General features: G+C 63.9%; 22 protein-coding genes. 8 read left to right on the top strand and 14 right to left on the bottom strand.

Annotated features, from left to right (window positions below; all coding sequences use genetic code 11):
- Window positions 1-90 precede the first annotated feature (90 nt).
- The 5 genes from ACPZMI_RS16725 to ACPZMI_RS16705 all read left to right on the top strand — a co-directional run bounded on the left by ACPZMI_RS16725 (window position 91) and on the right by ACPZMI_RS16705 (window position 3,598).
- On the top strand, window positions 91-1,584 hold the full coding sequence (locus ACPZMI_RS16725) for an RNA polymerase factor sigma-54 (protein ID WP_186667837.1): 1,494 nt from the start codon (window positions 91-93) through the stop codon (window positions 1,582-1,584).
- A gap of 78 nt (window positions 1,585-1,662) precedes the next feature.
- A complete protein-coding gene (gene hpf / locus ACPZMI_RS16720) occupies window positions 1,663-1,971 on the top strand; it encodes a ribosome hibernation-promoting factor, HPF/YfiA family (protein ID WP_054894382.1) in 309 nt (102 codons plus the stop codon).
- A gap of 12 nt (window positions 1,972-1,983) precedes the next feature.
- Window positions 1,984-2,448, top strand: coding sequence for a PTS IIA-like nitrogen regulatory protein PtsN (ptsN, locus tag ACPZMI_RS16715; protein ID WP_186667836.1), 465 nt, complete (start codon window positions 1,984-1,986; stop codon window positions 2,446-2,448).
- A gap of 2 nt (window positions 2,449-2,450) precedes the next feature.
- Complete coding sequence (gene rapZ / locus ACPZMI_RS16710; RefSeq protein WP_186667835.1) at window positions 2,451-3,305, top strand: RNase adapter RapZ; 855 nt, start codon at window positions 2,451-2,453, stop codon at window positions 3,303-3,305.
- A 20-nt stretch (window positions 3,306-3,325) separates the two neighbouring features.
- A complete protein-coding gene (locus ACPZMI_RS16705; RefSeq protein ID WP_054894385.1) occupies window positions 3,326-3,598 on the top strand; it encodes an HPr family phosphocarrier protein in 273 nt (90 codons plus the stop codon).
- 29 nt (window positions 3,599-3,627) lie between these two features.
- Here the strand turns inward: ACPZMI_RS16705 and ACPZMI_RS16700 are convergent, their stop codons facing one another.
- The 6 genes from ACPZMI_RS16700 to pmbA all read right to left on the bottom strand — a co-directional run bounded on the left by ACPZMI_RS16700 (window position 3,628) and on the right by pmbA (window position 8,883).
- Window positions 3,628-4,521: a ZIP family metal transporter gene (locus ACPZMI_RS16700; RefSeq protein ID WP_288374561.1), complete on the bottom strand. Its 894-nt coding sequence runs from the start codon at window positions 4,519-4,521 to the stop codon at window positions 3,628-3,630.
- Between the two features lie 11 nt (window positions 4,522-4,532).
- Window positions 4,533-5,144, bottom strand: a complete 612-nt coding sequence (locus tag ACPZMI_RS16695) for a superoxide dismutase (RefSeq protein ID WP_186721679.1) — start codon at window positions 5,142-5,144, stop codon at window positions 4,533-4,535.
- Window position 5,145: 1 nt separating this feature from the next.
- Window positions 5,146-5,607 carry a hypothetical protein gene (locus tag ACPZMI_RS16690; protein WP_186667833.1) on the bottom strand — a complete coding sequence of 154 codons (462 nt, stop codon included), beginning with the start codon at window positions 5,605-5,607 and terminating at the stop codon, window positions 5,146-5,148.
- A gap of 28 nt (window positions 5,608-5,635) precedes the next feature.
- Window positions 5,636-7,012, bottom strand: a complete 1,377-nt coding sequence (locus tag ACPZMI_RS16685) for a class II fumarate hydratase (RefSeq protein WP_426352685.1) — start codon at window positions 7,010-7,012, stop codon at window positions 5,636-5,638.
- Entirely contained in the window at window positions 7,005-7,406 is a 402-nt protein-coding gene (locus ACPZMI_RS16680; RefSeq protein ID WP_426352684.1) for a FagA protein, read from the bottom strand. Before ACPZMI_RS16680 ends, ACPZMI_RS16685 begins: the two co-directional genes overlap by 8 nt.
- Before the next feature lie 130 nt (window positions 7,407-7,536).
- Window positions 7,537-8,883 carry a metalloprotease PmbA gene (gene pmbA / locus ACPZMI_RS16675; protein WP_125930677.1) on the bottom strand — a complete coding sequence of 449 codons (1,347 nt, stop codon included), beginning with the start codon at window positions 8,881-8,883 and terminating at the stop codon, window positions 7,537-7,539.
- A 109-nt stretch (window positions 8,884-8,992) separates the two neighbouring features.
- Between pmbA and yjgA the strand changes: the two genes are divergently transcribed.
- Window positions 8,993-9,514 (top strand): ribosome biogenesis factor YjgA, encoded by a 522-nt coding sequence (gene yjgA / locus ACPZMI_RS16670; RefSeq protein WP_054894391.1) that lies wholly within the window; start codon window positions 8,993-8,995, stop codon window positions 9,512-9,514.
- 74 nt (window positions 9,515-9,588) lie between these two features.
- On the opposite strand, the gene tldD is transcribed toward yjgA, so the two are convergent.
- From tldD to mreB, 8 genes are all read right to left on the bottom strand, one after another.
- Window positions 9,589-11,028 (bottom strand): metalloprotease TldD, encoded by a 1,440-nt coding sequence (tldD, locus tag ACPZMI_RS16665; RefSeq protein ID WP_186667830.1) that lies wholly within the window; start codon window positions 11,026-11,028, stop codon window positions 9,589-9,591.
- Between the two features lie 2 nt (window positions 11,029-11,030).
- Window positions 11,031-11,882: a carbon-nitrogen hydrolase family protein gene (locus tag ACPZMI_RS16660; RefSeq protein WP_426352683.1), complete on the bottom strand. Its 852-nt coding sequence runs from the start codon at window positions 11,880-11,882 to the stop codon at window positions 11,031-11,033.
- A gap of 8 nt (window positions 11,883-11,890) precedes the next feature.
- Entirely contained in the window at window positions 11,891-15,712 is a 3,822-nt protein-coding gene (locus ACPZMI_RS16655; RefSeq protein ID WP_426352682.1) for a YhdP family protein, read from the bottom strand.
- A gap of 73 nt (window positions 15,713-15,785) precedes the next feature.
- Entirely contained in the window at window positions 15,786-17,243 is a 1,458-nt protein-coding gene (gene rng, locus ACPZMI_RS16650) for a ribonuclease G (protein ID WP_186667824.1), read from the bottom strand.
- Between the two features lie 54 nt (window positions 17,244-17,297).
- Window positions 17,298-17,894, bottom strand: a complete 597-nt coding sequence (locus tag ACPZMI_RS16645) for a Maf family protein (protein ID WP_186711499.1) — start codon at window positions 17,892-17,894, stop codon at window positions 17,298-17,300.
- Between the two features lie 29 nt (window positions 17,895-17,923).
- Complete coding sequence (gene mreD / locus ACPZMI_RS16640; protein WP_426352681.1) at window positions 17,924-18,412, bottom strand: rod shape-determining protein MreD; 489 nt, start codon at window positions 18,410-18,412, stop codon at window positions 17,924-17,926.
- On the bottom strand, window positions 18,412-19,419 hold the full coding sequence (gene mreC / locus ACPZMI_RS16635; protein WP_426352680.1) for a rod shape-determining protein MreC: 1,008 nt from the start codon (window positions 19,417-19,419) through the stop codon (window positions 18,412-18,414). The genes mreD and mreC overlap by 1 nt, the downstream gene beginning before the upstream one ends.
- Window positions 19,420-19,642: 223 nt before the next feature.
- The gene (gene mreB / locus ACPZMI_RS16630; protein ID WP_003255163.1) at window positions 19,643-20,680 is read right to left on the bottom strand and encodes a rod shape-determining protein MreB; all 1,038 of its coding nucleotides are present in this window, start codon (window positions 20,678-20,680) and stop codon (window positions 19,643-19,645) included.
- A 202-nt stretch (window positions 20,681-20,882) separates the two neighbouring features.
- Between mreB and gatC the strand changes: the two genes are divergently transcribed.
- Window positions 20,883-21,170, top strand: a complete 288-nt coding sequence (gatC, locus tag ACPZMI_RS16625; RefSeq protein ID WP_054894398.1) for an Asp-tRNA(Asn)/Glu-tRNA(Gln) amidotransferase subunit GatC — start codon at window positions 20,883-20,885, stop codon at window positions 21,168-21,170.
- Between the two features lie 15 nt (window positions 21,171-21,185).
- Window positions 21,186-22,637, top strand: a complete 1,452-nt coding sequence (gatA, locus tag ACPZMI_RS16620) for an Asp-tRNA(Asn)/Glu-tRNA(Gln) amidotransferase subunit GatA (RefSeq protein WP_411383845.1) — start codon at window positions 21,186-21,188, stop codon at window positions 22,635-22,637.
- Window positions 22,638-22,642 lie beyond the last annotated feature (5 nt).

The raw sequence follows: 22,642 nt of genomic DNA, 5'->3' as shown, positions 1-22,642 counted from the left end.
CAGGCATATAACTTGCTTAAGATTTGGCGCTCCGGCGCCCTGTAGTGGATGGCGCATGCGCGCCGGCGAACAAGGTATTAAGCCCCAGCCATGAAACCATCGCTCGTCCTAAAAATGGGCCAGCAACTGACGATGACCCCGCAGTTGCAACAGGCCATCCGTCTGCTCCAGCTCTCCACCCTGGACCTCCAACAGGAAATCCAGGAAGCGCTGGAGTCCAATCCGATGCTCGAACGTCAGGAAGACGGCGACGACTTCGACAACAGCGATCCGATGGCGGAAAACGGCGAAAGCAAACCTGCCACCGAAGCCCAGGACAACAGCTTCCAGGAAACCACCGTCAGCACGGAAAACCTCGAAGAGGGCGAGTGGAACGAGCGCATCCCCAACGAATTGCCGGTCGACACGGCCTGGGAAGACATCTACCAGACCAGCGCCAGCAGCCTGCCCAGCAACGATGACGACGAGTGGGACTTCACCACGCGCACCTCGGCCGGCGAAAGCTTGCAGAGCCATCTGCTGTGGCAGCTCAACCTGGCACCGATGTCCGACACCGACCGCCTGATCGCTGTCACTCTCATCGACAGCATCAACGATCAGGGCTATCTGGAAGACAGCCTCGAGGAAATCTGCGCCGGATTCGACCCGGAGCTGGACATCGAGCTGGATGAAGTCGAAGCCGTGCTGCACCGCATCCAGCAGTTCGAGCCGGCCGGCGTCGGCGCCCGCAACCTGGGCGAATGCCTGCTGCTGCAACTGCGCCAACTGCCGGCGAGCGTGCCGTGGATGGCCGAGGCCCAGCGCCTGGTCACCGACTACATCGACCTGCTCGGCAGCCGCGACTACAGCCAGCTCATGCGTCGCATGAAGCTCAAGGAAGACGAGCTGCGCCAGGTCATCGAGCTGGTGCAAAGCCTCAATCCGCGCCCGGGCTCGCAGATCGAATCGAGCGAGCCGGAGTACGTGATTCCAGACGTCATCGTGCGCAAGGACAGCGACCGCTGGCTGGTCGAACTGAACCAGGAAGCGGTGCCGCGCCTGCGGGTCAATCCGCAGTATGCAGGCTTCGTCCGCCGTGCCGACACCAGCGCGGACAACACCTTCATGCGCAACCAGTTGCAGGAAGCGCGCTGGTTCATCAAGAGCCTGCAAAGCCGCAACGAGACACTGATGAAAGTGGCGACCCAGATCGTCGAACACCAGCGTGGTTTCCTCGACCACGGCGATGAAGCCATGAAGCCCCTGGTGCTGCATGACATCGCCGAGGCGGTGGGCATGCACGAGTCGACCATTTCGCGGGTCACCACGCAGAAGTACATGCACACTCCCCGTGGCATCTACGAATTGAAATACTTTTTCTCGAGCCATGTGAGCACCGCCGAAGGCGGCGAATGCTCGTCTACGGCGATCCGCGCGATCATCAAGAAACTGGTGGCCGCGGAAAATCAGAAAAAGCCATTGAGTGACAGCAAGATCGCTGGTTTACTGGAGGCACAAGGCATCCAGGTAGCCCGCCGCACCGTCGCCAAGTACCGCGAATCGCTGGGGATTGCCCCATCGAGCGAGCGCAAGCGATTGATGTAGCCCCGGGATGTGCCACAGCGTTTCAGTGGCAGGTGCAATACCTGCCTCTTTATGCACGGGCAACAAAGGAGAAGCTGTATGCAAGTCAACATCAGTGGCCAGCATGTAGAAGTCACCCAACCACTGCGCGAATACGTGCTCGAGAAGCTCGCCCGCGTGGAAGGGCATTTCGACAAGATCACCAATGCAACGGTGATCATGAAGGTCGAGAAGCTGCAGCAGAAGGTTGAAGCAACACTCCAGATTCCCGGCGGCGAAGTGGTCGCCAACGCTGAACACCAAGACATGTATGCCGCGATCGACGCATTGGCTGACAAGCTCGACCGCCAACTGAAAAAACACAAGGAAAAACAGCAAAGCCTGCTGCAAGGTGCAGCTGCCCGCTGATCCCCCTCATCCATGATCCGACTTGAAACCATCCTGACCCCCGGCCGTTCCCTCGTGAACGTGCCGGGCGGCAGCAAGAAGCGCGCCCTGGAAAAGGTCGCCACCCTGATTGCCGAGCAAGTACCTGAGCTTGCGATGCAAGACGTCTTCGAAAAGCTCATCGCTCGCGAAAAACTGGGCTCCACCGGCTTCGGTAATGGCATCGCCATTCCCCACTGCCGTCTGGAAGGTTGTACCGCCCCCGTCAGCGCCCTGCTGCACCTGGACGCACCCATCGACTACGACGCCATCGACGGCGCCCCCGTGGACCTGCTGTTCGTGCTGCTGGTCCCGGAAGCGGCCACCGATGCCCACCTCGAACTGCTGCGCCAGATCGCCAGCATGCTCGATCGCAAGGAAGTCCGTGATCGCCTGCGTGCCGCCGACAGCAGCGAAGCCCTCTACCAGGTAGTCCTGGACGCACAGAACGAGCACTGAACATGCGCCTGATCATCGTCAGCGGCCGGTCCGGCTCCGGCAAGAGCACCGCGCTCGATGTGCTGGAAGACAACGGCTACTACTGCATCGACAACCTGCCCGCCGGGTTGCTGCCGCAGCTGGCGGAAAACGCGCTGATCAACACCGAACTGATGCAACCCAAGGTCGCCGTGTCCATCGATGCGCGCAATCTACCCAGCCATCTGTCGCGCTTCCCCGAATTGCTCGAGGAAGCGCGCGCCCGTCACATCCAGTGTGACGTGCTGTACCTGGACGCCGACGAAGACACGCTGCTCAAGCGGTTCTCCGAAACCCGCCGTCGCCACCCCCTGACCAACGCGGACCGTTCGCTCGCCGAAGCCATCCGCGTCGAAAGTGAGCTGCTCGGCCCCATCGCCGACCTTGCCGACCTCAAGATCGATACCACCAGCCTCAATCTTTACCAACTGCGTGACTCGATCAAGCTGCGCCTGCTTAACCAGCCTGAGCCCGGCACCGCTTTTCTCGTCGAATCCTTCGGTTTCAAGCGCGGCATGCCGGTGGACGCCGACTTGGTGTTCGACGTGCGCTGCCTGCCAAACCCTTACTGGAAACCCGAGCTGCGCGAGCACTCGGGCCTTGAAGCTCCGGTGATCGAGTACCTGGCAGCACAACCGGACGTCGAGGAAATGTTCCAGGACATCTCCAGCTATCTGCTTAAATGGCTACCGCGCTTTGCCGCCAGCAACCGCGCCTATGTCACCATCGCCATCGGCTGCACCGGCGGACACCACCGCTCTGTCTATATCACCGAGCGCCTCGGACAACTGCTGCAGCAAACCCTGAAAAACGTCCAGGTCCGTCACCGCGACCTCTAACCCACAGGATCCACCCCACGATGCCCGCCCGCGAAATCACCATCATCAACAAGCTGGGCCTGCACGCCCGGGCGGCAGCCAAGTTCGTCGGCGTGGCCGGGAAGTTTCCCTGCCAGGTTCGAGTCGGGCGCGCCCCCGACAAGCTGGTGGACGGCAAGAGCATCATGGCAGTGATGATGCTGGCCGCAGGTAAAGGCACCCAGGTGCACCTGCATACCGAGGGTGAGCAGGACAACGACGCACTGGATGCACTGGTGGCGTTGATCAACAATTATTTCGACGAAGGCGAGTAAGCCCTCGCCCCGCCTCTCGCCCGGCAGCCTCAGGACATCGCGGTGTCCATCACCATCATCAGGCAGAAACCGATGCATAGCCCCAGGCTTGCCAGGCGGTGATTGCCATTGCTGCGCGACTCGGGAATGATTTCCTGGGTCACCACCAGCAACATCGCTCCCGCCGCACACGCAAGCCCCAGCGGTAGCAGCAGTTCGGCGACATTCACCAGCCAGGCACAGATCACCGCCGCCACCGGCTCCACCAGCCCGGATGCTGCACCGATCAGGAAGGCCTTGAACCGCGACATCCCTGCCCCCGCCAACACCAACGCAATCACCAGCCCTTCAGGCACATCCTGCAGGGCAATGCCCATGGCCAGGCTGTCAGCGTCCGGCATGCCGCCACCCGCTGAAACACCAATGGCCATACCTTCCGGGATGTTGTGCGCAATGATCGCGGCCACGAACAGCCAGATACGCGCAGCGATCACCGGCTGATTGCCCTGCCCGACCATGGATTCCGGCGAAACCCCGGAGATTCGCAAGTCGACCAGGAACAGGCACAGCGCCCCGAGCAACAACCCGACACTGACCAGACCACCGGCGCCCCAAGGGCTGAAGCCGATGGACTGCGCCGCATCAAGACCCGGGATGATCAGGGAGAACGCGGTGGCCGCCAGCATCACCCCGGCGCCGAAGCCAAGCAAGGTGTCAGCCACCGCTACCGGCATGTTGCGGATCACCAGCACCGGTACCGCGCCCAACGCCGTGCCCAGCGCGCACAGTGCGCCGCCTTCGAGCGCACGTAACATGCGCGGTTCCAGGTCCAGCCAGGCGATGCCCCGCGCCACCAACAGCGCCGTGCCGACCAGCAACAGCAAAGTCCCAAGCGCCAGTCGGAACAGGCGCACACTGCTGACAGACATCACCTCGGAGCGCATGGCAGATCGACTCACTTCAGGGCTTCAAGGTAGCGACGTTCCACTTCCGTCCAGTCGACGACGTTGTAGAAGGCACCGATATATTCGGGACGACGGTTCTGGTACTTCAGGTAGTAGGCGTGCTCCCACACGTCCAACCCCAGGATCGGTGTGTTGCCGTGCATCAGCGGACTGTCCTGGTTGCCGCTGCTCTCCACCACCAGCGTCTTGGCCGGGGTGACGCTGAGCCAGGCCCAACCGCTGCCGAAACGGGTCAGCGCAGCCTTGGTGAATGCGTCCTTGAACGCCTCGAAGCCACCGAGCTGCGTATCGATGGCCTGGGCCACCTGACCCTGGGGGTGGCCACCGCCCTTGGGCGACATCACGGTCCAGAACAACGCATGGTTGGCATGGCCGCCGCCCTGGTTGATTACCGCTCCCTGCAGCTTTTCGGGCAGCTGCTTGACCGCGCCGACCAATTTTTCGACCGGCCATTCGGCCCACTCGGTCCCTTCGATGGCGGCGTTGAGGTTGTTCACATAGGTCTGGTGGTGCTTGCTGTGGTGAATCTGCATGGTCTGGGTATCGATGTGCGGCTCCAGCGCATCGTAGGCGTAAGGCAGAGCAGGCAAGGTGTGGGGCATGTCAGTGAATTCCGTATGCAGGTGAACGGTGAGTGGCATCCGGCCGGGCAGCCAGTTCGCTCGCTTCAGGCACATGGCGATTGAGCAGGCGCTCGGTGCGTGGGTACTGGCCGTATTCGGCGATAAAGCTCAACAGCTCGGTGTAGGTGCGCCCGCTGTGGCGCAACGCGGCATCACGCAGCGCCTGGGGCAGGCGCGGCTCCTGACTGGCCTGGAGCAGCCTCTGGTGGGCCGCACACAGGTAATCGGCGCTCTCGTGGGGCTGGTTCAGGCGCAGGTGCAGGTCAGCCAGGTTGTGATGGGCAATGACGAAGGCCGCCACCGCCTCGTCGACGTCATGCCAGCGCTCGAACAGCACCTGGGCCAGGGCCAGGGCTTGCAGGTAGTGTTCCCGGGCGTCTACCAGCTCACCTTGTTCGAACAGGCGATTGGCGGTTTCCGTGGTGCGTTTCCAATGCTGCATGACGTGTCTCCTGGGCGAGGACCGTGGATCAGATACCGCCAGCGGTGAGTTTTTCCGGGTCCAGCAGGGCCTCGAGCTGGTCACGCGACAGGTCGGTATGCTCCAGCGCCACTTCCACGATAGGGCGACCTTGCTTGTAGGCGGTCTTGGCAATCTCGGCGGCCTTGAGGTAGCCGATGATCGGGTTCAGTGCCGTGACCAGGATCGGGTTGCGCGACAGCGCCTCCTTGAGCTTCGGCTCATTGACCTTGAAGCTGGCAATAGCCTTGTCTGCCAGCAGGCGGCTGGCGTTGGCCATCAGCTCGATGCTCTCCAGCAGGTTGCGAGCGATCACCGGCAGCATGACATTGAGTTCGAAGTTGCCCGACTGGCCGGCAACGGCGATGGTCGCGTCGTTGCCGATGACCTGCGCGGCAACCATCGCGGTGGCTTCGGGGATCACCGGGTTGACCTTGCCCGGCATGATCGAAGAGCCCGGCTGCAGCCCCTCGAGCTCGATTTCGCCAAGCCCGGCCAGAGGGCCGGAGTTCATCCAGCGCAGGTCGTTGGCGATCTTCATCAGCGCGACAGCGGTGGTCTTGAGCTGGCCGGACAACGCCACGGCCGTGTCCTGGGAGCCGATCAAGGCGAACAGGTTTTCGCCAGGGGTGAACGGAATGCGGGTCAAGTCGCTCAGTTCACGGGCAAAGCCCACGGCGAACTGCGGGTGGGCATTGATGCCAGTGCCGACCGCTGTACCGCCCTGGGCCAGCGCCTGCAGGGCGGGCAAGGTGGCTTCCAGATGCGCTTGGGCGCCCTTGATCTGTGCCGCCCAGCCCCCCAGCACCTGGCTCATGCGCACTGGCATGGCATCCATCAGGTGGGTGCGGCCGGTCTTGATATAACGGTGAACCTCGACAGCCTTGGCCTCGATCACCTGGACCAGATGCCCCAGAGCCGGCAGCAGTTGCTCGTGCAAGGCCAGCGCTGCGCTGACGTGAATGGTGGTCGGAATGATGTCGTTGCTGCTCTGACCGCAATTGACATGGTCGTTGGCGTTGACCTTGTCACCCAGCACCCGGCTGGCCAAGGTAGCAATCACCTCGTTGGCGTTCATGTTGGAACTGGTGCCGGAACCGGTCTGGAACACGTCCACCGGGAAATGCTGGATGAAGTCCTCGGCCAGCAGTTGCTCGACCGCCTTGACGATGGCACCGCCCTGCTCCGCGCTCAGTTGCCCCAGCGCGATGTTGGCCTTGGCTGCTGCGGCCTTGGCCAACAGCAGTGCCCGGATGAACTGCAGCGGCATGCGCTGGCCGCTGACCGGGAAGTTGTCGACCGCGCGCTGCGTCTGGGCACCATACAGGGCCTGGGCCGGCACCTGCAGTTCGCCCATGCTGTCACGCTCGATACGGGTATTACTCATCATCGGATCCTTGCATCAGTTCATCGGGGGAAATCGAAGGCAGCAACACGCAGTTGGCCAGTTGCAGCGCATAAGGCTGCCAGCGCTCGTTCTGCTCGCGGCGGTCGAGGTTGCGCAGGTCAAGCAGCGGGCGCCAGGCCTGATCCAGGCACTGGCAGCGCCAATGCCAAGGCAACATGCGGTCGCAGGCGGTATCCAGCAGCAGGCGGAAGGAGGTCAGCGCCACGGTCCAGGGCGAGGTCTCGGTGCAACAGACCAGATAGCGCCCCTCGGCCAGGTAATGTTCGATCAGCCGTGGCTCGTCCGGCTCGAGGGCGCAGCGGATGCGCCGACTCAGCCAGCGCCAGTTTTCCAGGTAGGGCAATTCGTGGAGGACGGTTTTCATGAACATCATCGCCGAGGGTTAATGGATAATGATATTCATTATTAATTGATAAATAGAATCACTTCAAGGGCGAGACCACAAACAAAAAACCCGGCGCGATGGCCGGGTTTGTCGTAAAGCGTAGGTCAGACGTGCACCGTCAGCTACCGGCGACGGTCATCCGTTCGATCAGCACCGAACCGCTGTGAATATTGCTGCGCGTTTCAATATCGCTGCCAATCGCGACAATCTGCTGGAACATGTCCTTCATATTGCCGGCGATGGTCACTTCCTGAACAGGGAACTGGATTTCACCGTTCTCCACCCAGAAACCCGCAGCGCCACGGGAGTAGTCACCCGTGACCATGTTCAGGCCATGCCCCATCAGCTCGGTCACCAGCAGGCCGCGCCCCATGCGACGGATCAGTGCGGCCTGGTCTTCGACGCCATGGGTGACGAACAGGTTATGCACGCCGCCAGCGTTGGCGGTGCTTGGCAGCTTGAGCTTGCGACCGGCATAGGTGCCGAGGATGTAGGACACCAGTTCGCCCTTGTCGATGAACGGCTTGGCATAGGTGGCCAGGCCATCGCCGTCGAACGCGGCACTGCCCAGCGCGCGCGGAATGTGCGGACGCTCGTCGAGGGTCAGCCAAGTCGGGAACAGACGCTGGCCCAGGGTGCCTTCGAGGAACGACGACTTGCGGTACAGGTTGCCGCCGGAGATTGCCGACAGGAAGCTGCCGAACAAGCCGCCGGCCAGTTCCGCCGCGAACAGCACCGGCACCTCGCAGGTCGGCACAGGTCGTGCGCCCAGACGGCTGGCGGCACGCTGGGCAGCACGCTGGCCGATACTGCGCGGGTCGGCCAACAATTGGCCCTGGCGATTGACGTCATACCAGTAGTCGCGCTGCATCTGCCCTTCGCCTTCGGCGATCATCACACAGCTCAGGCTGTGGCGGGTCGAGGCGTAGCCGCCGATGAAGCCATGGCTGTTGCCATACACCCGTACCCCTTGGTGCGTGTTGAGGGTGGTGCCGTCGGCATTGAGGATGCGCTTGTCGGCATCGAAGGCGGCCGCTTCGCACTCCAGGGCCATCTCGATGGCACGCTCGGGCTCGATGTCCCAGTCGTGGTAGAGGTCGAGGTCAGGCATTTCGCGCGCCATCAGCGCCGCGTCAGCCAGGCCCGAACACTCATCCTCGGAAGTGTGCTTGGCGATTGCCAGTGCAGCAGCCACCGTTTCGCGAATGGCCTCGGGACCGCTCGCCGACGTACTGGCAGACCCCTTGCGCTGGCCCACGTAGAGGGTGATGCCAAAGCCCTGGTCACGGTTGAACTCGACCGTCTCGACCTCGCGCTGGCGCACGCTGGTGGACAGGCCCTGCTCCAGCGAAACCGCCACCTCGCAGGCACTGGCGCCCTGGCGGCGTGCTTCGGCAACGATCGCCTCGACCTGCTCCTGCAACGCTGGCAGGTCCTTCGGACCTATGCTCTGGACTGCACTCATGGTTTTCTCCACTCAAATTCTGCGTTCGGCGAGGGTCATTCTTCGACCGGGCCGGACAAAGCGGCCCCCGACTGGTTATCATGGCGGCGATTTCCTGCGGACTGCCACCATGGTTGATTCATACGACGACGCCTTCGACGGCGAAAAAAGCAAGACCCAGATCAAGCGCGAGCTGCATGCGCTGGTCGAACTCGGCGAGCGCCTCACCACGCTCAAGCCCGATATCCTCGCGCGCCTGCCACTCACCGACGAGTTGCGCAAAGCACTGGAGGAAGCGTCCAAACACACTGCCCACGGTGCCCGCAAACGCCACATGTCGTTCGTCGGCAAGCTGATGCGCGTACAGGACCTGGATGCCATCCATGCGCTGCTCGAGCAGATAGACAGCTCCACGCGCCAGTACAACGAACGTTTCCACGGCCTCGAGCGCTGGCGCGACCGGTTGATCGACGGCAACGACGAAGACCTCGAGCGCTTCGTCCAGGAGTTCCCCGATACCGATCGCCAGCAACTGCGCTCGCTGATCCGCCATGCCCAGCACGAAAAGGCGCGGAACAAACCGCCAGCCGCTGCGCGCAAGGTGTTCAAGTACATCCGCGACCTCGACGAGCTCCAGCGCGGCCTGCGCTGAGCCCTGCCACTGACCGCCTGCAGGAGCGGCCTCGCGTCGCGACACGAGGCCGCTCCTGCAGGCAGCGCGTGCCATCAGGCCCCGGTACCGCCCACGGTGATCGCGTCCAGCTTCAGGGTCGGCTGGCCAACGCCAACCGGCACCGACTGCCCATCCTTGCCACAAGTCCCGACGCCGCTGTCCAGGGCCAGGTCGTTACCGACCATCGACACCCGACTCATCGCCTCAGGACCATTGCCGATCAGGGTCGCGCCCTTGACCGGCGCGGTGATCTTGCCGTCTTCGATCAGGTACGCCTCGCTGGTGGAGAACACGAACTTGCCACTGGTGATGTCCACCTGACCACCGCCGAGGTTGGCGCAGTAGATGCCCTTCTTCACCGAGGCGATGATCTCCTGCGGGTCGCTCTCGCCGGCACGCATGTAGGTGTTGGTCATGCGCGGCATCGGCAGGTGCGCGTAGGATTCGCGCCGACCATTGCCGGTAACCGCCATGCCCATCAGGCGGGCATTGAGCTTGTCCTGCATGTAGCCTTTGAGGATGCCGTTCTCGATCAGGGTGGTGCATTCGGTCGGGGTGCCTTCGTCATCGACGCTCAGCGAACCGCGACGGCCTTCCAGCGTGCCGTCATCGACGATGGTGCACAGCTTCGACGCCACCGCCTCACCGATCCGGCCGCTGTAGGCGGAGCTGCCCTTGCGGTTGAAGTCGCCTTCCAGGCCGTGGCCGACCGCTTCATGCAGCAGTACGCCCGACCAACCGGGACCGAGCACCACCGGCAGCGTGCCGGCCGGCGCAGGCTGCGCCTCAAGGTTGACCAGCGCCTGGCGCAGCGCCTCGCGGGCGTAGCCCATCACCCGCTCTTCGGTGAAGTAGCGGTAGTCGGTACGCCCGCCCCCGCCTTGGCCGCCCCGCTCGCGGCGACCGTTGTGTTCGACGATGACGCTGACGTTGAAACGCACCAGCGGCCGCACATCAGCGGCCAGGCTGCCATCGGCCGCCGCCACCAGGATGCGCTCCCACACACCCGCCATGCTCACGCTGACCTGCTGAATGCGTGGATCGAGGGCACGGGTGGCGGCATCGACGCGCTTGAGCAGTTCGACTTTCTCGGCCCGACTCAGGACATCGAGCGGGTTGTTCGGTGCATACAGGGCGGTCACGTCCTGACTGCGGAAGGCCTGCACCTTACCGTTCTGGCCAGCGCGGGAAATCGAGCGGGCGGCGCGCGCCGCTGACGTCAAGGCTTCAAGATTGATCGCGTTGCTGTAGGCGAAGCCGGTCTTCTCGCCGGACAACGCACGCACGCCGACACCTTGGTCGAGGTTGAAACTGCCTTCCTTGACGATACCGTCTTCCAGTGCCCAGGTTTCCGAGATCTGCCCCTGGAAATACAGGTCGGCAGCGTCGATGCCGGGCCCTGCCAACTCACCCAGCACAGCCTGCAGGCTGTCCAGGGTCAGTCCGCCCGGGGCCAGGAGCTGCTCGCTGACGGTGGATAACATCTGGCTCATAGTCACTCCGAGGTGTGCGCAGGCCGCAAGGCGTCCTGCGAGAAAAAGCGCCGGTGCGAAACGACCGGCATACGCGCCCGTATGGACGCTTGTTCTTCAGCGTCGCGCTCGGCGAGCAATATCGCTTCGCCATGCGCATGTTCGGCGACGATCCTCCCCCAAGGGTCGACGATCGCCGCATGGCCATGGGTTTCCCGTGGGCCTGGATGGCTGCCGCCCTGCGCGGCGGCCAGCATATAGCACTGGGTTTCGATGGCGCGGGCACGGATCAACACTTCCCAATGTGCCGCGCCGGTCACCGCAGTGAACGCCGACGGAGCGCTGATCAGCTCGGCCCCGGCAGCGCGCAGGGCGCTGTAGAGCTCGGGAAAGCGCAGGTCGTAGCACACCGACAAGCCCAGGCGCCCAACCGGTGTATCGGCCACCACCACCTGCGCGCCATGGGCGTAATCGTCCGATTCGCGGTAGCGCCCACGGTTGTCGGCCACGTCCACATCGAACAGGTGCAGCTTGTCGTAACGCGCGGCGATCTCGCCGTGGTCGTCGACCAGCAGCGAGCAGGCATGTGACTTGGCCTCGGGCTGACCGACCGGGGGCAACGGCAAGGTGCCGGCAACAATCCATAACTTGAGGTCGCGTGCGGCGCGTTTCAACCAGGGCAGGATCGGGCCTTCGCCAAGCGCTTCAGCGCGACCGATCGCCGCGGCATCGCGCCGGCCCATGGCCGCGAAATTCTCCGGCAGCACCGCCAGCCGTGCGCCGCTGTCAGCCGCCTGTTCCAGCAGCACGTGAGCCCGCTGCAGGTTGGCCAGTACGCCGTCCTGGCTGACCATCTGGATCACTGCTGACTTCATGACCACTCCTAACGCGATTTATCGAAAGGTTTCACAAAGGTGATTTTAGGCTCTTTGACCGGACCTTCGACCCGATAGTGCACGCTGGCGAAGCGCGCGACCCGATCACCGATCAGTCGATCGACCAGGAACAATGCGCCACCGACCGCAGGCGCCCCGACGATCAGCGCCGCCAACGGCAGGTTGTTGGTGACCGGCAGGGTCACCTGCAGGTTGGCATCGATACGGTCGCGCACAAAGTCGAGTGTGCCATCGAGCTCGAAATTGCTGGAGGGGCCGGTGACAGCGATCGGTTCACGGGTCACATAGACGCCCTCGCTGGCCACCAGCAGGCCCTTGACCCGATCATAGGCAAGCCCCTCGCCGAACAGGTCGGAGAAGTCCAGGCGCAGACGGCGACCAATCGAGTTGAAGTTGAGCAGGCCGAACACCCGCAACGCCTGGGCGCCACCCTCGACCTCGACGAACTGGCCGGTGCGCAGCGAGGCATCGAGGCTACCGGAGAATCGCTTGAGACTGACCCAGGCCGGCGAACCCGGCCAACGGCCATCGACGTCCATGCGGAAGTCGCGGCTGGTGACCGTGGGCGCGAAGCCCCAGGCCTTGAGCACATCGCCCAGGTCCTTGCCGTCCAGGCGCCCCTTGTACCAACTGCTGGTGCTGCCGGGAACACCTTCCCAGCCGCCGCTGCCGTCGATGTGCAGGCCCTTGAGATTGAGGTCGATGTCGCCCAGGGACACACCACGGGCATTCGGCCGCAGCTTGACCGAGGCGCTGCCGAACAGGTCGTCGCCGCGATACAACTTGTCGATGCTCAGGTCCAGGGCCGGCGCCTTGCGCGGGTCGAAGGTGGCCAGCGGATCAGGCGCATCTTCGGCCTGGGCCTCCTGCGGATCGGCAGGCGGCAGGCGCAAGGTCTGCAGCTTCACCACCATGGGCGCGGCCTTGGCATCCGGGATCCGCGCATTGCCGATCACTTCCTTGCTGTCCAGGCGCAGATCCCAGGCGCTGGCAACACGCGCCAGGCGCACCACCGCCTGGTTGAGGTCGGTGCCGAATGCCTTCAACTGGCCAATGCTCACATCCACACCCTGCAGGCTCTGACGAGCGCTGCCACCTGGATCCTGGCCAGCATACTTGTCCAACTGCTGCTGCCAGGGCTCGAGGTCCAGCGATTCGAGCCGCCCGCGCACCCGCAGACCCTGGCCGCCCGGCACCAGCGCATCGCCACCGCCCAGCACCAGCTCGCCGCGTCCCTGGGCCAGCTTGTCGAGCGAGGCCGCATAGGCCAACCGCGCCACATCGGCGTAGCTCGCATCAAAGCGCCGCTCACCACCCTGCAGGTTCATGCTGAAGCTGCTGCCGCGTGACTCGGCCGCCGTCTTGCCGAAGGGCGCTGGCAGGTCGATGGTCAGGCCCTTGAGCGACGAGTTGACGCTCAGGCGATTGTCGCGGCTACCCAGGCTGACCTGCAGTTGGTAGGGAATGTCGCCCGAGGCCGGCAGTGCCTGCTTGAACTGCAGCCAGTCGGTCAACGACTTGAGCGGCACCTGGCCGGTGGCGTTGATCCGGGTCTGGATCTGGCCACCCTGCCCTTCGGCGAGAATCTGCGCGGTCACCGGCCTGTCGAAGGCCTGGAGACTGATGCCCTTGCCGCTCAGGCCCTTGTCGAGATCGAAGGTGAAGTCGCCCTTCAGGCGGCTCAGGTCGAGCTCCGGCGGCTCCACCTTGAGCCGGGCATCGGAAGTCGAGAAATCCACCAGCACCTTGGGACGCAGACCGTGTTCCAACGGGATGTCCAGTTTGACCTTGCCCTGCAGCGGGCCCTCGCCTTCCCAGCCGGCAAAGATCTCGCCAGTGCCGATCGGCGCCTCTTTCAGAATCTTCAGGCCGTCACCCAGGCTGCCGTCGAACTCGCCGTCCAGGTACAGGCGGCTATGCTGGTCGCCCTCGACATGGGGGATGTTGACGCTGACATCACTGACTCGGGTGTCCAGCAGCAGGCCCTTGCTGGCCTGGATGCGCACACCGGTATCCTCGATGTACACATTGCCGTCCACCTGCTGCACCTGCGGCCAGCCCGGCTGGAAATCGAGGGCCGCATCATGCACCTTGAAGAACAGGCTGATGCTGCGCGAATGCGCCGGCGCGTTGTGGTTCAGAGATCCCTGGTACTGGAAGTAGCCCTCGTCGACCGCCCCCTTGACGATGGCACTGCGAAGCCACTCGTCCAGCGCCGGGCTGAGCACTTCCGGCAGGTACTTGGCCGTGTAGCGGCCATCGCCCTCGGTGAGGCCGACGCGCAGGTCCATATAGTCGGCCTGCTCCTCGTGGAACCTGAAGCGAATGAGAAAATCGGCGGCGATCTTGCCTTCATCGCCCAGCACCTTGATGTAGGGCGCGATGAGGGTAAAGCCGTCCTTGTCCAGCGCCCAGGTCAGGCGGGCATTGGCTTTCTGGTAGTGCCAGGGTTTGCCGAAGATGGGGTACAGGTGCAGCATGAAGGCATCGGTATCAAGGCGCAGTTCGCCGTGCCCGAGATCGCCGCTGATGCTGCCGCTGACATTGCCCGCTGCGGGCGCGCCGTGATACGCATCGAAGCCGATCTTGTCGAGATTGGCGGCGAACTGCAGGCGCTGGTCACCTTCGGCATGGGGACGGATGTCGAGCTGAACATTGCGCAGTGTACCGGTCACGTTCAGGGCATCGACCACGGTCATCAGGTTGTCCGGCAGCGGTGCCAGGCCATCGATCAGTGGGGTCAACGGCGTCAGGTCGAGGCGATCGGCCTGGACCTGCCACGTCTCCCCAGCGGCCTCCTGCCCACGGCGCTGGCGCGCTTGCAGGTGGGTTTCCCAGCGGGTTTCACCGATACTCGCCGCCAACGAATCGACCACGATCTCGTAGCCTTCCTTACCCCGGCGCACCCAACTGGACAGCGCCAGGTTGTCGAGGGTCACGGTCTTGCGCCCGACATAGGCGCCGCGCAGTTGCGGCGCGTTCAGGCGGGCGACGGCGCGCTGCAACTGGCCTTTGTTCCAGTCGATCCAGAATTCGCCCCCCGCACGCAGCGTCTTGGCTCGCCATTGGCCGAGCAGGCTTGGCGGCACCCAGCGCGCCCAATCGCTCTGCGGCAGGCTGGCGTAGGCCTCCAGCCGCCCGTCACGCCAGGCGTCAGGGGTGGCGCGGCTGCGCAGGTTCAACGCCAGGGGTTGGCCGTCGGGCAAGGTCGCGCGCAGCTCAAGGCGCTGGCGCGACGGACCGGCCTGCAGGCCAAGGCTGACATAAGTGAGCGTGACTGAATCACGGCGCCACGGCTGGAACGTGACCTGGCTGTCGAACACATCGACCCTGCCCAGTTGCTGGAGGCGTTGCAGCAATTGGGCCGGGTCGATGGGCGCATCGTCTTTCTTCGGCAGGCCTTCAAGGGTCCAGGCGCCTTGCTGGTCCTCATGCAGGATCAGCTGCAGGCCGCCTAGCTGGACATGCGCCAACCGCACTTCTCGGGCCTTCAGGCTGGCCCACAGGTCGGGCACCAGCTTGACGTCATCCAGGCGCAAGGCCGCCGAGCCCTCGCCCAATTGCAGGTCGCGCAGCCTGAGCACCGGGGCCAGGCCACTCCATCGCCCCTCGAGCGCCCCCACATGCACGGGCAGGCCCAAGGCTTGCTGGGCCTTGTCTTCAAGGTCGGTCCGGTATTCGGCCACCAGCGGCACCAGTTGCCGACCGAGGCTGACATACAGCGCCACCAGCACTGCCAGCAGGGCACACAGCCCCAGCCCCCAGCGGGTCAACGCGCCAAGAACGCGGGTCAGACGTTCCATGGCCATTGCCCTCCGAGTCGTCCATTAACTATGGCCGCAAGCGGCATTTTCGCCACTGGGCGAACGATTTCAGAACGCGTCAGAGCAGCACCACATCATATTGTTCCTGGGAATACATGGACTCGACCTGGAAGCGAATGGTTCGCCCGATGAAGGCCTCCAGCTCGGCGACGTTACCCGACTCTTCATCGAGCAGACGATCGACGACCTTCTGATTGGCCAGCACCCGGTAGCCTTCTGCCTGATAGGCCCGCGCCTCGCGGAGGATTTCGCGGAAGATTTCGTAACAAATAGTCTCTGGCGTCTTCAGCTTGCCACGCCCCTGGCAGGCCAGGCAGGGCTCGCACAGCACCTGCTCGAGGCTTTCACGGGTGCGCTTGCGGGTCATCTGTACCAGGCCCAACTCGGTGATGCCGATGATGTTGGTCTTGGCATGGTCGCGCTCAAGCTGTTTTTCCAGCGTGCGCAGAACCTGGCGGCGGTGCTCTTCGTCTTCCATGTCGATGAAGTCGATGATGATGATGCCGCCGATGTTGCGCAGGCGCAGTTGCCGCGCGATAGCCGTGGCTGCTTCGAGGTTGGTCTTGAAAATGGTCTCTTCGAGGTTGCGATGGCCGACGAAAGCGCCAGTGTTGACGTCGATGGTCGTCATCGCCTCGGCGGGGTCGACCACCAGGTAGCCCCCGGACTTGAGCGGCACCTTGCGTTCCAGGGCGCGCTGGATCTCGTCCTCGACCCCATAGAGGTCGAAGATCGGCCGCTCGCCGGGATAGTGCTCCAGGCGGTCGGCGATCTCGGGCATCAGCTCGCCGACGAACTGCGTGGTCTTCTGGAAGGTCTCCCGCGAGTCGATGCGGATCTTCTCGATCTTTGGATTGACCAGGTCGCGCAAGGTGCGCAGCGCCAGGCCGAGGTCTTCGTAGATCACGGTCGGCGCACCACAGGTCTGGATCTGGCTGCCGATCTGCTCCCAAAGGCGACGCAGGTAGCGGATGTCCTGGAGGATGTCTTCGGCGCGCGCGCCTTCGGCGGCGGTACGCAGGATGAAGCCACCGGCATCCTTGATGTTCTCTTGCGTCATCGAATCGCTGACCACCTGTTTGAGACGGTCACGCTCGGCTTCGTCTTCGATCTTCAGCGAAATGCCGACATGGCTGCTGCGCGGCATGTACACCAGGTAGCGCGACGGAATCGACAGCTGGGTAGTCAGGCGCGCGCCCTTGGTGCCAATAGGGTCCTTGGTCACCTGCACCACAAGAGCCTGGCCTTCGTGGACCAGCGCGGTGATGGTCTCGACCGCCGAGCCTTCACGCTGGGAGATCTCCGAGGCGTGGATGAACGCCGCACGCTCCAGGCCGATATCGATGAAGGCGGCCTGCATGCCAGGCAGCACACGCACCACCTTGCCCTTGTAGATATTGCCGACGATGCCACGGCGCTGGGTGCGCTCGACATGCACCTCCTGCAGCACTCCGTTCTCCACCACTGCCACACGTGACTCCATTGGCGTGATGTTGATCAGGATCTCTTCACTCATGGCAGGCTCTCGTCAAAGGTCTTCGGTAATGATGGATCGCTGTCGGGCGGCTGGCTAGCGCTGGGCGTTATCCTCTTGCTGCCAGCAGGGAATGGCGAACTGTTCGAGCAGCTCGGCGGTTTCGCTCAGGGGCAGGCCGACCACGGCCGAATAGCTGCCCTCGATGGCGCTGACGAACACCGCCCCCAGCCCCTGGATCGCATAACCGCCGGCCTTGTCCAGCGGTTCACCGCTGTCCCAGTAGCGACATGCTTCATCGAAGGAAATGGTACGGAACCGCACTTTGGTGGCCACGCACAGGCTCAGCGAGCGCTGGCCGTCGGTCACAGCTACGGCCGTAAGCACCTGATGCTCGCGTTTGGACAGGTCGCCGAGCATCGCCAGGGCGTGCTCGCGGTTTTCAGGCTTGCCGAGGATCTGGCCGTCGAGCACCACGGCGGTATCCGCGCCGAGCACCACACCCGGGGCATCGAGCAGATTGAAACCGGCCACCGCCTTGGCTTGCGCCAGGCGTTCGACGTAGGCCTGGGCGGCTTCGTCGGGCAACGGGGTTTCGTCGATAGGGGCGCTGACCACGGTGAATGGCACGCCAATCTGGGTCAGCAGCTCACGCCGGCGCGGGGAGCCGGAGGCCAGGTGCAGTCGAGTCATGTGGACATCTCCCTGTCAGTGGCGACGCGTCAGTGGATATGCAGGCGTCGGCGCATGCCGCGCAGGGCGAAGCTGATCCAGGGCCAGAGCAACGCGCTGATCACCGCCGACCACACCAGCGCAAGCGTCGGCAGGCGATTGCCGGTCAGGGCGCTGAGCCACAGCTGGATCAACTGGGCGATGCCGAACACCACCAGGATCACCAGGCTCTGCTGCCACATGGGGAACATACGCAGGCGTTGCTGCAGGGACAGCACCAGGAAGGTGATCAAGGTGAGGATCAGCGCGTTCTGCCCCAGCAGGGTGCCGTAGAGCACGTCCTCGGCAAGGCCCAGCACAAAGGCGGTGGTCATCCCGACCTTGCTGGGTACGGCCAGGGTCCAGAACGCCAGCAACAAGGCCAGCCACATGGGGCGGAACACCTCCATGAACTGCGGCATCGGCGTGACGCTGAGCAGCAGGCCGATGACGAAGGTCAGCCCGATGGCCCAGCCGTTTCTGCTACGGGTACTGGCCATCATTCTCTCCGGGGCTGTGCAGGCGACGCGGGTGCGGCTGGCGGGTGTGAGGTGGACGTACCGTGGGCCGGCGCAGTGGCAGCCGGTGCGGCAGGTGCGGGTGCGTGGGCCGGCGCGCCGCTCGCTGGCGCAATTGCCGGTGCTGGCGCAGCTGTCGGCTTGGCACTCGCACCGTCCTGACGGTCGGCCTCTTCCTGGGCGATCGCTGCATCCGTGGCACGCTGCTCAGGTGTACGACGATCGCTGAACACCAGCAGCATGTAGCGGCTGCGATTGAGGGCGGCGGTAGGAATGGCGCGCACGATGGCGAACGGCTGACCGGAATCGTGGATCACCTCGTTGACCGTGGCCACCGGATAACCGGCCGGGAAACGCTGCCCCATGCCCGAACTCACCAGCAGATCGCCTTCCTTGATGTCGGCGGTATCGGCCACGTGACGCAGTTCCAAGCGTTCCGGGTTGCCGGTGCCGCTGGCAATGGCGCGCAGGCCGTTGCGGTTGACCTGTACGGGAATGCTGTGGGTGGTGTCGGTCAGCAGCAGCACGCGCGAGGTGTAGGGCATCAGCTCGACCACCTGGCCCATCAGGCCACGGGCATCGAGCACCGGCTGGCCGAGGAACACCCCGTCGCGCTCGCCCTTGTTGATCAGGATGCGATGAGTGAAGGGATTGGGATCGACCCCGATCAGCTCGGCGACTTCGACCTTTTCGTTGACCAGTGCCGAAGAATTGAGCAGCTCGCGCAGACGCACGTTCTGCTCGGTGAGCGCCGCCAGCTTCTGCAGGCGCCCCTGCAACAGCAGGGCTTCGGTCTTGAGTTTCTCGTTTTCGGCGATCAGCTCGGTGCGGCTGCCGAACTGCCCGGCCACGCCCTGCCACAGACGCTGCGGCAAATCGGTGACCCAATAGGATTCCATCAGCACCAGCCCCATCTGGCTGCGTACCGGCTTGAGCACGTCAAAGCGCGAGTCGACCACCATCAGCGCGACCGACATCACCACCAGCACGAGCAGACGAACGCCCAGCGAAGGGCCCTTGGAGAAAAGCGGTTTAATGGGCCGTTCCTCGTGGACGACGATTCAGGCGGTCATTGCACGAGGTCAATGCAACCACCAGCCTGCGGATTGACGGAAACGACGCCCGACGGACGTCAACAGCGCATACAGGTAGCACTGTGCGTGCCACCTGTAAACCAGACGATCTTCAGCGACGGCTGGACAGCGCCAGGACTCACTCGCTGGAGAGCAGGTCCATGGCGTGCTTGTCCATCATTTCCAGCGCACGACCACCGCCACGGGCGACACAGGTCAGCGGGTCTTCGGCAACGATCACCGGCAGGCCGGTTTCCTGGGCCAGCAGCTTGTCGAGGTCACGCAGCAGCGCGCCACCACCGGTCAGCACCAGGCCGCGCTCGGCGATGTCGGAGGCCAGCTCCGGCGGCGACTGCTCCAGGGCGCTCTTGACCGCCTGGACGATGGTCGCCAGCGATTCCTGCAGCGCTTCGAGCACTTCGTTGGAGTTCAGGGTGAAGGCACGTGGTACACCTTCGGCCAGGTTGCGGCCACGCACGTCGACTTCGCGGACTTCGCCGCCCGGGTAGGCGGTGCCGATTTCCTGCTTGATGCGCTCGGCGGTGGATTCGCCGATCAGGCTGCCGTAGTTACGGCGCACGTAGGTGACGATGGCTTCGTCGAAACGGTCGCCGCCGACACGCACGGATTCGGCGTACACCACACCGTTGAGCGAGATCAGGGCGATTTCGGTGGTACCACCACCGATGTCGACGACCATCGAACCGCGGGCTTCCTCGACCGGCAGGCCGGCACCGATGGCGGCGGCCATGGGCTCTTCGATCAGGAACACTTCGCGGGCACCGGCGCCCAGCGCCGATTCACGGATGGCACGGCGCTCGACCTGAGTGGACTTGCACGGCACGCAGATCAGCACGCGAGGGCTGGGCTGCAGGAAGCTGTTTTCGTGCACTTTGTTGATGAAGTACTGCAGCATCTTCTCGCAGACGCTGAAGTCGGCGATCACGCCGTCCTTCATCGGACGAATGGCAGCGATGTTGCCGGGAGTGCGGCCGAGCATGCGCTTGGCTTCGGTACCGACGGCCACGACGCTTTTCTGGTTGCCGTGGGTACGGATGGCAACAACCGAGGGCTCATTCAGGACGATACCGCGCTCACGCACGTAAATAAGGGTGTTGGCAGTACCCAGGTCGATGGACAGATCGCTGGAAAACATGCCACGCAGTTTCTTGAACATGGGAAAGTGACCCTGGGGAAAGCGTGGGTAAAAAAGTGCGGCAAACTCTAACAATGGCAGGGATTTTGGGCAAGGAGCCAATATGTTAAATTGGCAGTTTTTCCGAGCACGCCAGCCGATGATCGCGGCCGTATGACCGCCAGAATCCCGGCATGTTCCTCATTACGGAAGCATTCTGTTTCTGTTTTTCCTGGAGATCCCCATGGCGCTTCAACGCTGTGACGTGGAAAAGATCGCCCATCTGGCCCGCCTGGGCCTTAATGAAGGCGAACTGCCACGCATTACCGATGCCTTGAACAGTATTCTCGGGCTGGTCGACCAGATGCAAGCCGTCGACACCACTGGCATCGAGCCTCTCGCCCACCCGCTCGAAGCCACCCAGCGCCTGCGTCCCGACCAGGTGACCGAAAGCAACCAGCGCGATCGCTACCAAGCGGTGGCACCCTCGACCGAAAACGGTCTGTACCTGGTTCCGAAAGTCATCGAGTAAGGGATAGAGCCTGCCATGCATCAACTCACTCTGGCCGAGATCGCCCGCGGACTCGCCGACAAGTCGTTTTCTTCCGAAGAGCTGACCGGCGCGCTGCTGTCGCGCATCAAGCAGCTCGACCCACAGATCAACAGCTTCATCAGCATCACCGAAGCGCAGGCGCTGCAGCAGGCCCGCGCTGCCGACGCCCGTCGCGCCAATGGCGAAACCGGCGCACTGCTGGGCGCACCGATTGCCCACAAGGACCTGTTCTGCACCCAGGGCGTGCGCACCAGCTGCGGCTCGAAGATGCTCGACAGCTTCACCGCCCCCTATGACGCCACGGTGGTCGCCAAGCTCGCCGAGGCCGGCATGGTCACCCTGGGCAAGACCAACATGGACGAGTTCGCCATGGGTTCGGCCAACGAATCCAGCCACTACGGCGCGGTGAAGAACCCCTGGAACCTCGAACACGTGCCAGGCGGCTCGTCGGGTGGCTCCGCCGCAGCCGTGGCCGCGCGCCTGCTGCCGGTCGCCACCGGCACCGACACCGGCGGCTCGATCCGCCAGCCAGCCGCGCTGACCAACCTCACCGGTCTCAAGCCTACCTACGGCCGTGTCTCGCGCTGGGGCATGATCGCCTACGCCTCGAGCCTCGACCAGGGCGGCCCGATGGCCCGCACCGCCGAAGACTGCGCCCTGCTGCTGCAAGGCATGGCCGGTTTCGACGCCAAGGACTCGACCAGCGTCGACGAATCGGTACCCGACTACAGCGCCAACCTCAATGCCTCGCTGCAGGGCCTGCGCATCGGCCTGCCGAAGGAGTACTTCGGCGCCGGCCTCGATCCGCGCATCGCCGAACTGGTCCAGGCCAGCGTCAAGGAACTGGAGAAGCTCGGCGCGGTGGTCAAGGAAATCAGCCTGCCGAACATGCAGCACGCCATCCCGGCGTACTACGTGATCGCCCCGGCCGAAGCCTCCTCCAACCTCTCGCGCTTCGACGGCGTGCGCTTCGGCTACCGCTGCGAAGCCCCGAAAGACCTCACCGACCTGTACAAGCGCTCGCGTGGCGAAGGCTTCGGCGCTGAAGTGCAGCGCCGGATCATGGTCGGCACCTATGCCCTGTCGGCCGGCTACTACGACGCCTACTACGTCAAGGCCCAGCAGATCCGCCGCCTGATCAAGAACGACTTCATGGCCGCCTTCGAACAGGTCGACGTCATCCTCGGCCCGACCACGCCGAACCCGGCCTGGAAACTCGGCTCGAAGAACGCCGACCCGGTCGCCGCCTACCTCGAGGACGTCTACACCATCACCGCCAACCTCGCGGGCCTGCCCGGCCTGTCGATGCCGGCCGGCTTCGTCGATGGCCTGCCGGTGGGCGTGCAACTGCTGGCCCCGTACTTCCAGGAAGGCCGCCTGCTCAACGTCGCGCACCGTTACCAGCAAGTCACCGACTGGCACACCCGCGCCCCCAACGGCTTCTGAGGAAT

It is taken from the genome of Pseudomonas wayambapalatensis (assembly GCF_049942315.1).
In the GTDB taxonomy this organism is placed as follows: Bacteria; Pseudomonadota; Gammaproteobacteria; order Pseudomonadales; family Pseudomonadaceae; genus Aquipseudomonas; species Aquipseudomonas wayambapalatensis.
This window is presented reverse-complemented; position numbering and strand designations above follow the sequence as displayed.

Coding starts and splice junctions, on each gene's coding strand:
- ACPZMI_RS16725 (WP_186667837.1), top strand. CDS start 91: ATGAAACCATCGCTCGTCCTAAAAATGGGCCAGCAACTGACGATGACC.
- hpf (WP_054894382.1), top strand. CDS start 1,663: ATGCAAGTCAACATCAGTGGCCAGCATGTAGAAGTCACCCAACCACTG.
- ptsN (WP_186667836.1), top strand. CDS start 1,984: ATGATCCGACTTGAAACCATCCTGACCCCCGGCCGTTCCCTCGTGAAC.
- rapZ (WP_186667835.1), top strand. CDS start 2,451: ATGCGCCTGATCATCGTCAGCGGCCGGTCCGGCTCCGGCAAGAGCACC.
- ACPZMI_RS16705 (WP_054894385.1), top strand. CDS start 3,326: ATGCCCGCCCGCGAAATCACCATCATCAACAAGCTGGGCCTGCACGCC.
- ACPZMI_RS16700 (WP_288374561.1), bottom strand. CDS start 4,521: ATGCGCTCCGAGGTGATGTCTGTCAGCAGTGTGCGCCTGTTCCGACTG.
- ACPZMI_RS16695 (WP_186721679.1), bottom strand. CDS start 5,144: ATGCCCCACACCTTGCCTGCTCTGCCTTACGCCTACGATGCGCTGGAG.
- ACPZMI_RS16690 (WP_186667833.1), bottom strand. CDS start 5,607: ATGCAGCATTGGAAACGCACCACGGAAACCGCCAATCGCCTGTTCGAA.
- ACPZMI_RS16685 (WP_426352685.1), bottom strand. CDS start 7,012: ATGAGTAATACCCGTATCGAGCGTGACAGCATGGGCGAACTGCAGGTG.
- ACPZMI_RS16680 (WP_426352684.1), bottom strand. CDS start 7,406: ATGATGTTCATGAAAACCGTCCTCCACGAATTGCCCTACCTGGAAAAC.
- pmbA (WP_125930677.1), bottom strand. CDS start 8,883: ATGAGTGCAGTCCAGAGCATAGGTCCGAAGGACCTGCCAGCGTTGCAG.
- yjgA (WP_054894391.1), top strand. CDS start 8,993: ATGGTTGATTCATACGACGACGCCTTCGACGGCGAAAAAAGCAAGACC.
- tldD (WP_186667830.1), bottom strand. CDS start 11,028: ATGAGCCAGATGTTATCCACCGTCAGCGAGCAGCTCCTGGCCCCGGGC.
- ACPZMI_RS16660 (WP_426352683.1), bottom strand. CDS start 11,882: ATGAAGTCAGCAGTGATCCAGATGGTCAGCCAGGACGGCGTACTGGCC.
- ACPZMI_RS16655 (WP_426352682.1), bottom strand. CDS start 15,712: ATGGCCATGGAACGTCTGACCCGCGTTCTTGGCGCGTTGACCCGCTGG.
- rng (WP_186667824.1), bottom strand. CDS start 17,243: ATGAGTGAAGAGATCCTGATCAACATCACGCCAATGGAGTCACGTGTG.
- ACPZMI_RS16645 (WP_186711499.1), bottom strand. CDS start 17,894: ATGACTCGACTGCACCTGGCCTCCGGCTCCCCGCGCCGGCGTGAGCTG.
- mreD (WP_426352681.1), bottom strand. CDS start 18,412: ATGGCCAGTACCCGTAGCAGAAACGGCTGGGCCATCGGGCTGACCTTC.
- mreB (WP_003255163.1), bottom strand. CDS start 20,680: ATGTTCAAGAAACTGCGTGGCATGTTTTCCAGCGATCTGTCCATCGAC.
- gatC (WP_054894398.1), top strand. CDS start 20,883: ATGGCGCTTCAACGCTGTGACGTGGAAAAGATCGCCCATCTGGCCCGC.
- gatA (WP_411383845.1), top strand. CDS start 21,186: ATGCATCAACTCACTCTGGCCGAGATCGCCCGCGGACTCGCCGACAAG.